Raw genomic sequence first — 15,974 nt, 5'->3', positions numbered from 1 at the left:
GAGCGGATGCTAGTCTTGACCAACGCTGTCGTCAGGGAGCCCTCATGGGCAATCACAAGATCGAGATCCGTCGCAGTAACGTCGAGAAAATTCTGCTGGGGGCTGAAAAGGTCTTCGCCGAGAAAGGCTTCGGCAGTACCGCCATGGCCGACATTGCCGCCGAAGTGCAACTGCCGCGCTCCAACCTGCATTACTACTTCAGCACCAAGGGCGAACTCTACAGTGCAGTGCTGTTCGACCTGCTGGAAGTGTGGAAACAGGACGCCCTGTGCTTCGAAATGTTCGACGACCCGCGCGTGGTCCTCAGCAGCTACATCCGCGCCAAGATGCAACATTCGCGCAGCCGTCCGTACGGCTCCAAGGTCTGGGCCAACGAAATCATCCATGGCGCGCCGACGCTGGGTGAGGCACTGGACGCCAGCCTGTACGACTGGGCCAAGATGAAGGAAGCGAAAATCCGTCAGTGGGTGGAAGACAAACGCATCCTGCCGGTGGAGCCCTCCAGCCTGCTCTACATGATCTGGGCGTCGACCCAGCACTACGCCGACTTTGATCATCAGGTGAATATCCTCAATGATCACCAGCCATTGTCCGATATGCAGTTTGAGCGGGCGGTGCAGACGGTGACGAGTGTGATTTTGCGCGGGATTGGGTTGCAGCCCTAGATGTCCCATACATCAGTGGGTGTTGGTCAGGGAGTCGTCAGTCGGTGGTGCGCTTGAAAAGATCGCAGCCTCGTTGCACTCGACAGCTCCTACCGGGGTGGGGTGGCGCTGGGGCCGGCGGCCTCGTTGCATTCGCCGGCTCCTACAGGGCGTGGTGGCGCTGGAGCCGGGTAGGAGCTGTCGAGTGCAACGAGGCTGCGATCTTCTACTGTTTAAAGGTCAGACCGCGACATGGTAGGGGTTACGCGGATCGTGGTTCCAGTCCAGGAACGGCTTGCCGCTGTCGATCGGCACCATCTCGATGCAGTCCTGCACCGGGCAGGTGATCTGGCACAAGTTGCAGCCCACACATTCATCGTCGATCACTTGATACTTGTGCGTGCCATCGGCCTGCTTGAGGCTGGCCACCGCCTGGTGCGAGGTGTCCTCGCAGGCGATGTGGCAGCGGCCGCAGCCGATGCAGGCCTCCTGGTCGATCTTGGCGATGACCTGGTAGTTGATGTCGAGGTACTTCCAGTCCGTTGTATTAGCCACCGCACGCCCGGAAAAGTCCGCGATGCTGGCGTAGCCCTGACTGTCCATCCAGCGTGACAGGCCGTCTTTCATCTCCTCGACGATCCTGAAACCATGCAGCATCGCTGCCGTGCACACCTGCACCGTGCCGCTGCCGAGCGCGATGAACTCCGCCGCATCGCGCCATGTGCCAATGCCGCCAATGCCGGAGATGGGTAGCCGCTGTGTCAGCGGGTCGCGGGCGATTTCGGCGACCATGTTCAGGGCGATGGGCTTGACTGCCGAACCGCAGTAACCACCGTGGGTACTCTGGCTACCGACCACCGGGTTGGCGACCATGCGTTCGAGGTTGACGCTGGTGATGGAGTTGATGGTATTGATCAGCGATACCGCATCGGCACCACCGCGATGGGCGGCGCGGGCGGCGACGCGAATGTCGGTGATGTTGGGCGTGAGCTTGACGATCACCGGCAGCGAGCAGTAGGTCTTGCACCAGCGCGTGACCTGTTCGACGTACTCCGGCACCTGGCCGACCGCTGCGCCCATGCCGCGCTCGGGCATGCCATGGGGGCAGCCGAAGTTGAGTTCGATGCCGTCAGCACCGGTCGCTTCCACCAGCGGCAGAATGAATTTCCACGACTCTTCCACGCAAGGCACCATCAGCGAGACGATCAGCGCGCGGTCCGGCCAGTCCTTTTTGACCTGGGTGATTTCCCGCAGGTTGATTTCCAGGGAGCGGTCGGTAATCAGCTCGATGTTATTGAAACCCATGACTTCCCGGTTGGCGCCAAACAGCGCCGAGTAGCGTGATGACACGTTGACTGCTGCCGGGTCCTCGCCCAGGGTTTTCCAGACCACGCCACCCCAGCCAGCCTCGAAGGCGCGGACTACGTTATAAGCCTTGTCGGTGGGCGGTGCGGAAGCCAGCCAGAAGGGGTTGGGGGCTTTGATACCGGCGAAGTTGATCGAGAGATCGGCCATTTACGCAGCCTCCACATTGAGCATGAGTTGGGTGTGGATGGCCTCGGCGGCCAGTTTGCCGTGTTGCACCGCTTGCACGGTGAGGTCCTGATCGAGGCTGGTGCAATCGCCGCCCGCGTACACGCCAGGAATGCTGGTGCGCAGCTGTTCATCGACCTGGATGCGCTCGCCCTGGCGCTTCAATTCCCGGGCCAGTGGGTCGGCGAGTGCAGCGGTATCGAAGGCTTGGCCGATGGCTTTAAAAATCGCGTCGGCTGCCAGTTCGAAGGTTTCACCGGTGGTTTGCAGCCGATCTTCTACCAGCACGGTGCGGGCGAAGCGCATGCCACGCACGTTACCCAGGTCATCGAGCAACACTTGCTCCGGTTGGGCCCAGGTCAGCAGGCGCACCTGATTGGCTTTGGCGATGTCCTGCTCGTGGCCCGTGGCGCCCATTTCCTCGACGCCCCGGCGGTACACCAGGTTGACGTCGCGGGCGCCGAGGCGGGCCATTTGCACGGCCATGTCGATGGCCGTGTTGCCGGCGCCGAGGACGATACAGCGATCAGCCAGGGGCAATTGGGTCAGGTCGTCGGCCTGGCGCAGTTCGCGGATGTAGTCGGTGGCGGCGAGCAGTCCCGGCGCATCTTCGTGGGCCAGGCCCAGCTGCTTGCTGGCGTTCAGGCCAATGCCGAGGAATACAGAGTCGAATTGCTGGTGCAGTTCACTGAGGGTCAGGTTTTCGCCGAGTTTTTGCCCGTGACGGATTTCGATGCCGCCGATTTGCAGGAGGAAATCCAGCTCTTTCTGGGCGTAGTCGTCCACCAGTTTGTACTTGGCGATGCCGTACTCGTTGAGGCCGCCGGCCTTTTCCCGTGCCTCGAAGATCACCACGTCGTGGCCGTGCATGGCACTGCGGTGGGCGCAGGACAGCCCGGCGGGACCGGCACCCACCACTGCGATGCGTTTGCCGGTAGCCGCCGCACGGGAGAATGGATGCGTGCTGAAGTGCGCGTTGTCGACTGCGTAGCGTTGCAGCAGGCCGATCAGTACCGGTGCGCACTCATGATCGTTGTTGCGCACGCAGGCCTGCTGGCAAAGAATTTCCGTGGGACAGACCCGCGCACAACTGCCGCCCAGTATGTTCGCGGAGAGGATTTTATGGGCGGCACCTTGTACGTTGTCCGCATGGATATTGCGGATGAACGAGGGGATATCGATTTCACTTGGGCAAGCATTCACACAGGGCGCGTCGTAGCAGTAGAGGCAGCGCGAAGCCTCCAAGTGCGCCTGCCGGTCGTTGAGTGGTGGCGCCAAGTCGGTAAAGTGACCGGCGAGGGCGACCGCACTTTCATGGGGATGCGGGAGGTGGTTCAAGCTCTTGATCACGGTGTTGGCCTCACGGTTATTGAGGTGCTGCCTCTGGTGGGCAGTGGGTTTTTGTTGCGTCTGGGCTGGCCTCATCGCGGGCAAGCCTCGCTCCCACAGGGATCTCGGTTGTTCATGACATCTGGGGTGGTCACAACATCCTGTGGGAGCAAGGCTTGCCCGCGATGGCCGAAGGCCTGGATTTCAGCGCTTCACAGCAACTGGCTGATTCAACTCAGCCCGCTTGCTCAGCAGATCAAATACCGCCGGATATGCCGGCCGCTCGACATACCGCCCTGCACCGCGTTCGGCCCGCAGGTCACCATCGGCCCAGACCACCCGGCCCTGGCTGATCGTGTGGCTGGGCACACCGCGTACGGTCTTGCCTTCAAAGATATTGAAGTCGACCTGCTGGTGATGGGTGGCCGCGGAAATGGTCCGGGTACCTTGCGGATCCCACAGCACCAGGTCGGCATCGGCACCGACGCGGATGGCGCCTTTGCGCGGGTAGAGGTTGAAAATTTTCGCGGTGTTGGTCGAGGTCAGCGCCACGAACTGCTGCATCGAGAAACGCCCGGTGTTAACCCCCTCATCCCACAGCACGGCCATGCGGTCTTCGATACCGGCGGTGCCGTTGGGGATCTTGCTGAAGTCATCGCGCCCGGCCGCTTTCTGCTCGGCGCAGAAGCAGCAATGGTCGGTGGCGGTAGTGTGCAGGTTGCCCGATTGCAGCCCGTGCCAGAGTGCCTCCTGATGCCCGCGCGGGCGGAAGGGCGGGCTCATGACGTAGCCGGCGGCAGTGCTCCAGTCCGGGTGCTGGTAGACGCTGTCGTCAAGCAGCAAGTGCCCGGCGAGGACCTCGCCGTAGACCTGCTGGCCCTTGCTGCGGGCATAGGTGATTTCGTCCAGGGCTTCCTTGGTCGAGACATGCACCAGGTACAGCGGCGTGCCCAGGGTTTCGGCAATGCGGATCGCCCGGCTGGCCGCTTCACCTTCCACCTGTGAAGGCCGCGACAGCGGGTGCGCTTCCGGCCCGGTGATGCCCTGGGCCATCAGCTTGCGTTGCAGGTGATACACCAGCTCGCCATTTTCCGCGTGTACGGTCGGCACGGCGCCCAGCTCCAGGCAGCGTTCGAAACTCGCCACCAGGGTATCGTCCGCCGCCATGATCGCGTTCTTGTAGGCCATGAAATGCTTGAAGCTATTGACCCCGTGCTGGCTGACCAGCTCGGCCATTTCTTCGCGAACCTGCTCGCTCCACCAAGTGATGGCGACATGGAAGCCGTAGTCCGCTGCCGATTTTTCTGCCCAGCCGCGCCATTGATGAAAGGCTTCCATCAGCGATTGCTGCGGGTTGGGAATCACGAAGTCGATGATCGAGGTGGTGCCACCGGCAAGCCCTGCCGCCGTGCCGCTGAAAAAATCTTCGCTGGCCACCGTGCCCATGAAGGGCAGTTGCATGTGAGTGTGCGGATCGATACCACCGGGCATCAGGTACTGGCCGCTGCCGTCGAGCACTTCGGCACCCGCCGGAACATCCAGTTGATCGCCGATGGCTTTGATCACGCCGTCGGCGCAATAGACGTCGGCGCGATAACTTTCATCGTGAGTTACAACGGTGGCGCCACGGATCAACAGAGACATTCCGAGTTCCTCGCAGGCAATGACCGACTGGTGCCGGTTCTAAATGTTTTATATGAACCAGACGCAAACCGGTGTATTCCTGTCAGCGCTGTCAGGAATAGAAACTAGTCCGAGTTTGAGGAATGAGCAAGATTATTTTTTATAAGCTAATGCCATTAATAACCTATTGATAAATAACGATTAAATATTGAAATCACCAATTTGGTTCAAGCTTTCACCATTTTGACGCACTTGACAGGATGCCAAAATAGACGAGATTTCTTATGTGAAATCAGCTGCTTGAGAAGCGTCTATGGTTAACGCGCAAAGCGAGGAAAAAAGTTTGATGCACCAGTTTGAGTCCTGACGGTTCGGACAACTTTGCCTGGTCGTCGCCCTGAGCGCCGGGCAGTGTCCCGAGGACCGTTTGTTTATATGAATAAACATGATGAGTTTCAGAGAGTTAACGCTTTTTAATGGATCTGCCCGATGCGCAAGCGGGGCAATCGGCATGTTTATTGATGTCGCCAGCCCCTGATGAGCAAGATAATCAAAAATAACAGTGGAGCGGCCATGCAACAGATCAGATCGCAAGTGACCGAGCGCAACGGCTTGTATGAGCTGGAAGCCGGCACCGACGTCCTCGACAGTCCCCGTTACAACCACGACATGGCACCGACCAAGGTGCGCGAACGAACCTGGAACAAGTGGCATATCACGGCATTGTGGGTCGGCATGTCGATCTGCGTGCCGACCTACACCCTCGGTGGCGTGCTCACTGCCTATTTCGGCCTGAGTGTCGGCGAGGCGCTGCTGGCGATTCTGTTTGCCAACATCATTGTGCTGATCCCGCTGACGTTGAACGCGTTTCCCGGCACCAAGTACGGCATCCCTTTTCCAGTGTTGCTGCGTTCCTCTTTTGGCATTCTCGGCTCCAACATTCCCTGCCTGATTCGGGCGCTGGTGGCCTGTGGCTGGTTCGGTATCCAGACCATGTTCGGCGGGTTGGCGATTCACCTGTTCCTCGGTTCGGTGTTCGAGGGCTGGAAGTCCCTGGGCGGCACCGGGGAGGTGATCGGTTTCATGGTGTTCTGGGCCCTGAACCTGTGGGTAGTGATCCGCGGTGCCGAGTCGATCAAGTGGCTGGAGACACTGTCTGCACCCTTGCTGGTGCTGGTGGGGGTGGGACTGCTGGTGTGGGCGATGCCCAACGTGTCGATGACCGAGCTGATGGCGATCCCGGCCAAGCGTCCGGAAGGGGCGAGCGTTGTCAGTTACTTCGCCGCCGGGCTCACCGCAATGGTCGGTTTCTGGGCGACCTTGTCCCTGAACATTCCGGATTTCAGCCGTTATGCCAAGAGCCAGAAGGACCAGATAGTCGGGCAGATTATCGGCCTGCCACTGACCATGTTCCTGTTTGCCGCCCTGGGTGTGGTGATGACCGCCGCCTCGGTCAAGCTGGTGGGGGTGACCGTGTCCGATCCGGTAACGTTGATTGGTCATATCCAGAGCCCGGTGTGGGTCGCCCTGGCCATGGCACTGATCATTATCGCGACGCTGTCGACCAACACTGCGGCGAATATCGTGTCGCCGACCAACGATTTCCAGAACATTGCGCCAAAGGTCATCAACCGCACCAAGGCGGTGTTGCTGACCGGGGTGGTCGGGCTGGTGCTGATGGCCCATGAATTGTTGAAGAAGCTTGGCTTGATCGTTTCCGACGTCAGCCTGGAGACGGTGTATTCCAACTGGTTGCTCGGTTATTCGAGTTTGCTGGGGCCGATTGCCGGGATCATGGTGGTGGATTATTTCCTGATCAGGAAACAGCAACTCGACCTCGCTGGGCTGTACCGCGATGACGTGTACCCGGCCTGGAACTGGTTCGGTTTTATCGCCTTCGGCGTGCCGGTGGCGCTGACCTTGCTGTCGTTGGGCAGCGATGCGTTCAGCTGGTTTTACAGTTATGGCTGGTTTACCGGTTCGGCCTTGGGCGGGTTGATTTATTACGGGTTGTGTTCACTGCGACCTGACCCGTCTGTTGCGAAATCTGCGGTGTAAGTGCCGGCCTCATCGCGGGCAGCCCGGCTCCCACAGGAGTGTTGTCAGACGCAACTAACGGGGACACCACAATCCTTTGGGAGCCGGGCTTGCCCGCGATGACGGCAGTGAGAGCACCGGAAAAAATCTGAATAATCCAATAACAAGTCGCCTGAGGAGATCAACATGAACGCTGCTGTAGACGTTCTGCAGTCCACCCATCAGCACATCAACCGCGATCGCCTGTGGCAGTCGCTCATGGAACTGGCCAAGCTTGGCGCCACGGTCAAAGGCGGTGTCTGTCGCCTGGCCCTGACCGACCTCGATCGTCATGCTCGGGATATCTTTGTCAGGTGGTGCGAAGAGGCGGGCTGCACCGTCAGCATCGACGCGGTCGGCAATATTTTCGCCCGCCGTCCCGGGCGCAATCCGGACCTGCCTCCCGTGATGACCGGCAGCCACATCGACACCCAGCCCACCGGTGGCAAGTTCGATGGCTGCTTTGGTGTGCTGGCCGGCGTTGAGGTGCTGCGCACGCTCAACGATCTGGGCGTGGAAACCGAGGCCCCGCTGGAGGTGGTGGTCTGGACCAACGAAGAGGGCTCGCGTTTTGCGCCGTGCATGATGGGCTCGGGGGTCTTCGCGGAAAAATTCACGCTGGAGGAAACCCTGGCCAAAGTCGATGCCGACGGCGTCACCGTGGGCGAGGCACTCAATGCCATCGGCTACGCCGGCACTCGCAAGGTCAGCGGCCATGCGGTCGGTGCCTATTTTGAAGCGCACATCGAGCAAGGCCCGATTCTTGAGGATGAGCGCAAGACTATCGGCGTGGTCATGGGGGCTCTCGGGCAGAAGTGGTTCGACCTGAAACTGCGCGGAGTCGAAGCCCATGCCGGCCCGACGCCAATGCACTTGCGCAAGGACGCCCTGGTCGGCGCCTCCATCATCGTGGGTGCGGTCAATCGTGCCGCCCTGGGTCATCAACCTCACGCCTGCGGCACGGTCGGGTGCCTGCAAGCCTATCCCGGCTCGCGCAATGTCATTCCCGGCGAAGTGCGCATGACCCTGGACTTCCGGCACCTGGAACCGGCTCGCCTGGATTCGATGATTGCCGAAGTTCGCCAGGTGATTGAAGCCACCTGCGAGCAACATGGCCTGAGCTACGAACTGACGCCCACGGCGGATTTCCCGCCGCTGTATTTCGAGCAAGGTTGTGTCGACGCGGTGCGCAATGCGGCGCAGGGGCTGGGTCTGTCGCACATGGACATCGTCAGTGGCGCGGGGCATGACGCGATCTTCCTCGCCGAACTGGGGCCGGCGGGGATGATCTTCGTGCCGTGCGAAGGCGGTATTAGCCACAACGAGATCGAAAATGCGGCGCCGGATGACCTGGCGGCGGGGTGTGCGGTGTTGTTGCGGGCAATGCTGGCGGCTTCGGCGGCGATTGCAGGGGGGCAACTGGCGGCTTGAATGATGAGGTCCCCGTAGGAGCTGCCGCAGGCTGCGATCTTTTGGCTGCGTCGAAAGCGGCGCGAGATCAAAAGATCGCAGCCTGCGGCAGCTCCTACCGGGGGCTAGTCGTCGACGTGCATCAGTTGCTGCACGCCTTCCCAGGCTTCGGCGCGCATGCGCTCCAGGTCGAGCCCCGGGATCACGCCGTCATTGACCACCACCCGGCCACCCACCAGGCTGTAGCGCACGGTGATCGGTTCGCCCGCGACCACCGGTGCTACCGCCAGGTCGTGGAAGCCGAAAAAGCGCGGGTGATCCAGGCCGTAGATCACCAGGTCCGCTGCCTGTCCGATCTCCAGTGTGCCCACCGCACCGAGGCCCAATACCTGAGCGCCGCCGGCCGTGCCCCAGTGAATCACGTCTTCGGCGGTGGTGGCGCCCGCGCCTTGTTCCGCCCGGTGAATCAGCCACGCGGTGTGTGCTTCACCGACCATGCTTCCGGACTCGTTCGACGCCACGCCATCGACGCCCAGGGATATCGGCACGCCGGCCTCGGCCATCTGTGGCACTGGCGCGATACCGCTACCCAGTCGAGCGTTGCTCACCGGGCAATGGGAAACGCCGGTGCCCGTCTGCGCGAGCATGCGGATTTCGCCAGGTTGCAGGTGCACCGCATGGGCGAACCAGACATCCGGGCCGAGCCACTCGTGCTCAGCGACGAATTCAACCGGCAGGCAATTGTATTTCTCGCGGCAGAAATTGACGTAGTTCTGCGTCTCCGACAGGTGCGTATGCAGGCGCAGGCCAAGGCCACGAGCCGTGTGAGCCAGCTCCCGCAGCAGGGTGGGCGGCAGCGAGAAAGTGGGCGTGGTCGGCGCCACCACGACCCGGCGCATGGCGTCCGGAATGTCCTGGTGATAGCGCGATTTCAAGCGCTCGATGTCGCCGACCATTTGCTCCAGCGACTCCGGCTGCAGCGCGGTTTTTGAAAAGCCGGGGTGTGCACTTGCCGACTCCAGGGCACCCCCTCGGCACAGCACGAAGCGCAAGCCGAATTCGTCCGCCGTGTCGAACAGCAGGTCACCTGTCTCGGTCGTGCCGTGGGCGTGGTACAGGTAGTGATGGTCGGCGCAGGTCGTCACCCCCGACAGCAGCAACTCGGCCATGCCCAGCCGCGCGGCAATGCGCGACAGCTGCGGGGTGAAGCGGTTGAGGCGTGGGTAGGGCACGCTGGCGAGCCAGCCTTGCAGGTCCTGGTTCAACCCCTCGGGCACGGCTTTGAGCAGGTTCTGGAACAGGTGATGGTGGGTGTTGATCCAGCCTGGATACACCAGGCAATGACGGGCGTCGATCACCCGCTCCCCGGGTTGCGCCTGCAGGCCGGCGGCCATTTCGGCGATGCGCCCGTTGACCACGCGGATGTCGACGCTGCCGGCCCGGGCGCGTTCGCCGCGCAGGCCGGTCATCACCTCCAGCGGGTTTTTGATCAGGATGTTTTGAAGTTGAGTCATGGGCTTCTCCGGTCAAAGGCTATGGGAGGCGGGTTTGCTGGCGGCGCTGTCTGGCGCGCTGACGCCATTGAGGGCGGCGTTAAGCAGCACTGACACCAGGCAGGCGATCACCACGCTGCTGTGCAGGAACGGCTGGCTCCACTCGGGCAATTGCTTGAACAGCGCCGGGGCCAGCACCGGCACCAGGGCGGCGGCGATGGTGAAACCGACGATCAGCACGTTGTAGCGATTACGCTCGTAGTCGACCTTGGCCAGGGTCTGGATGCCGGCGGCCGCGACCACGCCAAACATTGCGATCCCGGCACCACCCAGGGCTGCGGTCGGCATTGAGGCGATGATTGCCCCGGCCTTGGGCACCAGGGCCACGGTGCACATGAGCAATCCGCTGATCGCCACTACCCAGCGACTGCGCACGCCCGTGAGGATCACCAGGCCGACGTTCTCCATGAAGGCAATGAACGGGAAGGCGGCGAACATGCCGGCAATGGTGCTCGCCAGGCCGTTGGCCCGCAGGCCGTTGATCACCTGTTTTTCTTCCACCGGCTTGTCGACGATGTCGCCAATCGCGACGAACAGCCCCATGGACTCGACCATCTGCACAATCATCACCACCACCATGGTCGCGATCGGGATCAGGCTGAAGGTCGGCAGGCCGAAGTAGAACGGGTAGGGCACCGTGAGCCAGGGCGAATCGCCGACGCTGCTGAAGCTGCCCATACCCAGCCCGTACGCCAGCCCCGCGCCCACCAGCATGCCCACCAGCACCGCCATGTTGCGCAGCATCGGGCTGCCGTATCGGTTGACCAGCAGGATGGTCAACAGCACCACGGCCGCGACAGCCAGGTACGCCGGCGCGCCAAAATCGCTGGCGTGACGCCCGCCACCGACCCACTCGTAGGCAATCGGGAACAGCTGCAGGCCGATCACGGTGACGATGCAGCCGGTGACCACTGGCGGGAAATAGCGCCGCAGTCGGCCGACGAAGGGCGCGACCAGCATGGTAAAAATCCCTGCGCCGATCACCGCTCCGCAAACCCCGGCAAACCCCACCTCCGGGTTGCTGCCAATGGCGATCACCGGGCCGACGCTGCTGAAGGCCACGCCCTGCAGAATTGGCAGGCGTACGCCGAATTTCCAGAAGCCCACGGTTTGCAACAGCGTGGCGATGCCCGAGCAGAACAACGTGGTGCTGATCAACACCACGGTATCGGCCTGGGACATTTTCAAGGCGCTGGCGACAATCAACGGCACGGCGATGGCGCCGATGTACGAGACGGCCATGTGTTGCAGGCCGAGGGTGAGCATTTGGCGCACAGGTAGAACCTGGTCGACCGGGTGGATGGTTGAAGGGGGAGTGGCTGACGACATGGGAATCACCTCTTGCTGTTTTATGCTGTAGAGAGGGGTATTCGTGCTGATGCCTGATACCTGTGGGCTACCAGAGGTGTCAGGCATCTGTATGCCCGGAGCCGCCATCCACCGGCTCCGATGCCGCTGCTTCAGCCTGCCAGGCAGGCGGCAAAGCCCTGGTTCAGCGCCGCGCGGTCCAGGTCGCGGCCGATGAACACGATCTTGCTGGAGCGCGGTTCAGTGCCCCACAAGGTTGATGCGCGAAACTCCACCAGGCTGTGAACGCCTTGCAGTACATAGCGCTGGTCCTGGTCCTGCACCGCCAGTACGCCTTTCATGCGGTACAGGTTGTCGGCCTGAGCGGTGCGCAGTTCGCTGATCCAGCGGTGAAACGCGCCGAGGTTCACCGCGCCGTCCACGGCAATGCCTACCGACGAGACACTGGGGTCGTGGTCATGATCCGGCTCGTGATGATGTTCGTGGCCGTGATGGTCATGTTCGGCGCCGATTTCCATGAGTTTTTGCGTGGACTCGAAGGCGCCGATGCCGAGGATTTTTGTCAGGTCGATTTCGGCATAGCTGGAGGTCACCAGGTCCGCAGTCGCGTTCAAGCCACGAATTTTTTCGCTCAGGGCGTGCACCTCGGCGCTGCTCACCAAGTCGACTTTGTTGATCACGATCCGGTCGGCGCAGACGATCTGGTCCACCGCCTGGTTGTCGACGCCATCGAGTTGCAGGTCTTCCAGATGCTGGGCGATGTGCTTGGCGTCAACCATGGTCACGATCGCATCCAGTTCCACTTCATCGGCGATGGGATCGTTGATGAAAAAGCTCTGTGCCACCGGGTACGGATCGGCCAGGCCACTGGTTTCGATCAGGATGTGGTCGAGGCGTACCGGGCGCGCCACCAGTTCGCGAACGATGCGCACCAGGTCTTCGCGGACCTCGGCGGTGCAGCACACACACCCGTTGACCATCTCGTAGATTTCCTCGGTCTCGGAACTGAGGACCAGGTCGCCGTCGATCCCGACCTCACCGAATTCGTTCTCGATCACCGCGATTTTGCGTCCGTGGTTTTCCTTGAGGATGTAGTTCAGCAGGGTGGTTTTGCCGGCGCCGAGAAAGCCGGTGAGGATGGTCACCGGGATCTTGCGGTTCGGGGTCGGGGCGTTGAATGGGCTGTTCATGTGATGCTCCTTTGGAACCAATGGGTCGGGGTACTGCAGTGTGTAAGCGAGCCTGCTCGCGATGGCGCTGGATCAGCCGATCCCGATGCTGGCTGTTGCGGCCTCATCGCGAACAGGCTCGCTCCCACAGGTTTTGCTTTTCAATGAATGAAGGTCCGGTTCGCCCCAGCGCAACGCGGTGCCGGCGTCCAGGCCGAACAGGTCGAGGACCCGACCCAGGCTGTGATCGACCATTTGCGCAAGGCTTTGCGGGCGGGCGTAAAAGGCCGGGACGGGTGGGGCGATGATCCCGCCCATTTCGGTGACGGCGGTCATGTTGCGCAGGTGCGCCAGGGTCAACGGCGTTTCCCGGGCCATCAGCACCAGGGTGCGGCGCTCCTTCAAGGTCACATCGGCCGCGCGGCCGATCAGGCCTGCGGAGGTGCCGGTGGCGATTTCCGCCAGGGTGCGCATGGAACAGGGCGCCACCACCATGCCCAGGCAACGAAACGAGCCACTGGCGATGCCCGCCGCGACGTCGTCTGCGCGGTGGTAGTGACTGGCCAGGGCGATCACGTCCGCCAGTTTGTAGCCGGTTTCATGGGCCATGGTCAGCAACGCGGCCCGGCTGATGACCAGGTGCGTTTCGATGTCGAGCCTGGCCAGCAACTCCAGGATGCGCACGCCGTAGATAAACCCGGACGCGCCGCTGATACCGACCACCAGGCGCTGGCGATTCATGACCGATAACCCTGCAGCAGGCTGCGCGCGCGCTCCAGGGCGGCCTGGTCGAGTTGTGCCTTGATGCCGTCAAACCCTGCGCCGCGGGTGGCGTCCAGGCCCATGCGCGAGGTGGTGCCGTTGACCGAGGACGAAGGGTCCAGGGGACTGCCGGGCAAGCCGTCGATGACGAAGATGTCCTGATGCGGCTGGAAGTGCGTGGCCAAGGCCCAGAGCACCTGGCTGTCGTCATTGATGTCGATGTCGCTGTCCACCGCGATCACCGATTTCAGGTAAGGGTCCCAGCCCAGCAGCGCCAGCATGATCTGCCGCGCTTCGCCGTCGCGGCTCTGGTCCAGGGCCACGTAGCAATGAAAATGCGTACCGGAGTTGGGGTAGTGCACGGCGGTGACGGCGGGAAAGCGCGCCTTGAGCTTTTCGCTCATTTCGGCTTCCCGGGGTAGCCGCGCCAGTGTCAGGTGTTCGGCATAACGACCGCCGACCACGTCCACCAGCCAGGCATCCTTGCGGCGCATCAGGGTGTCGACGCGCAGCACGTTGTTGGTCGAACGGTCCGAGGAATAACCGCTGAACTCGCCAAACGGACCTTCTTCGGCATAGGCCGTCGGGTCGATCGCACCTTCGAGCACGAATTCGGCGAACGCCGGCACGCCGATGCCGTAGCGTGGGGTCTTGACCAGCACCAGCGGGGCGCCGAACAGGCCGCCGGCGACTGCCCGCTCATCACTGCCGAAAGGTAACCGCGCGGCGGCGGCGAGCATGAACAGCGGATGGGCGCCAACGACCATGGCCACGCGCAATTCTTCCCCGCGTTCCCGGGCGGTTTGCAGCATGCGCCACAGGTGACCCCGTGAGTGCAGGCTGGTGGCGAGGGTCTGCCGGGCATGGCGCATGGAGCGGTGATAGCTCATGTTGGCGATGCCGGTCAGCGGATCCTCGGCAATGATGATCGCGTTGGTAATGTAGGGGCCGCGGTCGCTGTCGAAGTGCTTGAGCATCGGCAACAAGGCCAGGTCCACGGCCTCGCCTTCGAAAATTTCGTCCAGCACCGGGCCGGTTTCAACGTAGCGCGGTGCGATGGGCTGGTTGGCGCGCGCCTGGAACGTCTCGTGCAGTTGCGCCGCGGTGACGCCGAAGATCCTTGCGATCCGGCTGCGGGAGGCGAACAGGTTGGTGGCTACGGGCACGCCGAGGTTGCCGACCTGTTCGCAGATCAACAGCGGATCGCGGCCCTGGCTGGCGAGGGCGTCGACCAGGGCGGTGACGTCCTGGTCGGCACTCAGGGGTTCGTGGATGGTCAGCACATCGTCCGGGTACAACCGGCGATAGGCGTCGATGAAAACGTGGAAATCCTGGGTATCGCCAAGCGTCGAAACGGTCATGGTTTCACCTCGTAAAAAAGCAGGCGCGCAGGGTTGAGGGCGACGTTCGATCGACAAGCCGTTGGCCCGCCGGTCGATCGAACGCCGGTTCATCTTCGCGCCTGTAAAGTCGCTGTACCGCAATGTTGTGGATTGGTGCAGAACCTGTGGGAGCTAGCCTGCTGGCGATACCGGTGGGCCAGTCGACATTGATTTTGACTGTGCTGCCGCCATCGCCAGCAGGCTGGCTCCCACAGGGTTCTGTGTGCTGCCGCCATCGCCAGCAGGCTGGCTCCCACAGGGTTCTGTGTGATGCCGATCTACAAATAAGTCGTGGTCAGGCGGATGTCCGCCTCGATCAGGTCCTTGGGTGGCGGCGTCGGTTCGATGCCGCACAGCCGGGCGATGTTGTTGCCCAGGTAGTCCTCCAGATGATCCTCATCGATGCCCAGGCCTTGCGGCGCAGGCGAGCACAACACTTCGAGTTCGCGTAGCCACATGCCCGGTTCGTTGGGTGGCGAGTCAGTGCCGAACACGATCTTGTTGCGCGGCAGGTCCTTGGCGAACTCGACGATCCGCGACTGGAAGCACCAGCCGGATTCGCAGTACACGTTCGGTGTGTCCATCGCCATCCAGAACGCTTCGAACGAATAGTTGCCGCCGGTCTGGATGCCGAAGTGACCGATGATGAAGTTGACCATCGGGAACTCGCGGATGATCGGGTAGAACATCGTCGGGATGGTGTACGGGCCGTCGCCGGTGTGGATCAGCACCACGATGTTGTACTTGGCGCAGACCTTCATCGCCGGGCGCAGCCAGTCCAGTGCGCGATCGGGGCGATAGCCGTGCATGTTGGCGTGCAATTTCAGCATCTTGAAGCCGTATTCCTTGATGTGGAATTCCAGCTCCGCGGCGCCGTTTTCCGGTCCCCAGCGCGGGTTGAAGTTGAAGTTGCCGATGAAGCGGTCCGGGTACTTCACACATAGTTCGGCAATGTACGACATGTAGTCGCGCACGCCTTCGCGGCCCCGGCGGTTACCGTCGCGATAGCCGGTGTTGCCCGGTGGCGGCTGGATGAAACCCATGTCGATGCGGCGAGGTTTGCCGTTGATCATGTAGGGGCCGTCCATCAGCTTGAGCATGCGCTCGCCGGTGAAGGGTTCGCCCGTGTGGCGCCAGGCCTCGTCGACCAGGTTGGTGGGGTGCAGATGGGTGTCGATGATCATC

The 15,974-nt window shown here is 62.0% G+C and carries 12 protein-coding genes; 3 read left to right on the top strand and 9 right to left on the bottom strand.

The genetic code is table 11. The annotated features are described in order from the left end of the window. Positions 1-44: 44 nt before the first annotated feature. Positions 45-665 (top strand): TetR/AcrR family transcriptional regulator, encoded by a 621-nt coding sequence (locus AAEZ05_RS04470; protein ID WP_350646700.1) that lies wholly within the window; start codon positions 45-47, stop codon positions 663-665. Positions 666-884: 219 nt separating this feature from the next. Here AAEZ05_RS04470 and preA read toward each other — a convergent pair whose 3' ends face one another. The 3 genes from preA to hydA all read right to left on the bottom strand — a co-directional run bounded on the left by preA (position 885) and on the right by hydA (position 5,150). Then, the gene (preA, locus tag AAEZ05_RS04465; RefSeq protein WP_350597424.1) at positions 885-2,159 is read right to left on the bottom strand and encodes an NAD-dependent dihydropyrimidine dehydrogenase subunit PreA; all 1,275 of its coding nucleotides are present in this window, start codon (positions 2,157-2,159) and stop codon (positions 885-887) included. Next, complete coding sequence (locus tag AAEZ05_RS04460; protein ID WP_045060527.1) at positions 2,160-3,527, bottom strand: NAD(P)-dependent oxidoreductase; 1,368 nt, start codon at positions 3,525-3,527, stop codon at positions 2,160-2,162. A 183-nt stretch (positions 3,528-3,710) separates the two neighbouring features. Next, on the bottom strand, positions 3,711-5,150 hold the full coding sequence (gene hydA, locus AAEZ05_RS04455) for a dihydropyrimidinase (RefSeq protein ID WP_350646699.1): 1,440 nt from the start codon (positions 5,148-5,150) through the stop codon (positions 3,711-3,713). 552 nt (positions 5,151-5,702) lie between these two features. Here hydA and AAEZ05_RS04450 point away from each other — a divergent pair. Then, positions 5,703-7,187, top strand: a complete 1,485-nt coding sequence (locus AAEZ05_RS04450; RefSeq protein WP_045060523.1) for an NCS1 family nucleobase:cation symporter-1 — start codon at positions 5,703-5,705, stop codon at positions 7,185-7,187. A 165-nt stretch (positions 7,188-7,352) separates the two neighbouring features. Beyond that, entirely contained in the window at positions 7,353-8,636 is a 1,284-nt protein-coding gene (locus AAEZ05_RS04445; RefSeq protein WP_045060522.1) for a Zn-dependent hydrolase, read from the top strand. Between the two features lie 104 nt (positions 8,637-8,740). Here the strand turns inward: AAEZ05_RS04445 and AAEZ05_RS04440 are convergent, their stop codons facing one another. From AAEZ05_RS04440 to AAEZ05_RS04415, 6 genes are all read right to left on the bottom strand, one after another. Next, positions 8,741-10,129, bottom strand: a complete 1,389-nt coding sequence (locus AAEZ05_RS04440) for an amidohydrolase family protein (RefSeq protein WP_350646698.1) — start codon at positions 10,127-10,129, stop codon at positions 8,741-8,743. 12 nt (positions 10,130-10,141) lie between these two features. Then, entirely contained in the window at positions 10,142-11,497 is a 1,356-nt protein-coding gene (locus AAEZ05_RS04435) for a nucleobase:cation symporter-2 family protein (RefSeq protein WP_045060520.1), read from the bottom strand. A 131-nt stretch (positions 11,498-11,628) separates the two neighbouring features. After that, positions 11,629-12,666, bottom strand: a complete 1,038-nt coding sequence (locus AAEZ05_RS04430) for a CobW family GTP-binding protein (RefSeq protein ID WP_045060519.1) — start codon at positions 12,664-12,666, stop codon at positions 11,629-11,631. 72 nt (positions 12,667-12,738) lie between these two features. Continuing rightward, positions 12,739-13,386 (bottom strand): UbiX family flavin prenyltransferase, encoded by a 648-nt coding sequence (locus tag AAEZ05_RS04425; RefSeq protein ID WP_350646697.1) that lies wholly within the window; start codon positions 13,384-13,386, stop codon positions 12,739-12,741. Further along, complete coding sequence (locus tag AAEZ05_RS04420) at positions 13,383-14,768, bottom strand: UbiD family decarboxylase (protein WP_350646696.1); 1,386 nt, start codon at positions 14,766-14,768, stop codon at positions 13,383-13,385. Before AAEZ05_RS04420 ends, AAEZ05_RS04425 begins: the two co-directional genes overlap by 4 nt. A 299-nt stretch (positions 14,769-15,067) precedes the next feature. Next, positions 15,068-15,973, bottom strand: coding sequence for an amidohydrolase family protein (locus AAEZ05_RS04415; protein ID WP_045060517.1), 906 nt, complete (start codon positions 15,971-15,973; stop codon positions 15,068-15,070). Position 15,974: the final 1 nt, after the last annotated feature.

The sequence above is a fragment of the Pseudomonas sp. HY13-MNA-CIBAN-0226 genome (genome assembly GCF_040310305.1).
Taxonomy (GTDB): Bacteria; Pseudomonadota; Gammaproteobacteria; order Pseudomonadales; family Pseudomonadaceae; genus Aquipseudomonas; species Aquipseudomonas gregormendelii.
The sequence above is the reverse complement of the archived record's forward strand: the minus strand, read 5'-3'. Positions and strand labels throughout refer to the sequence as shown.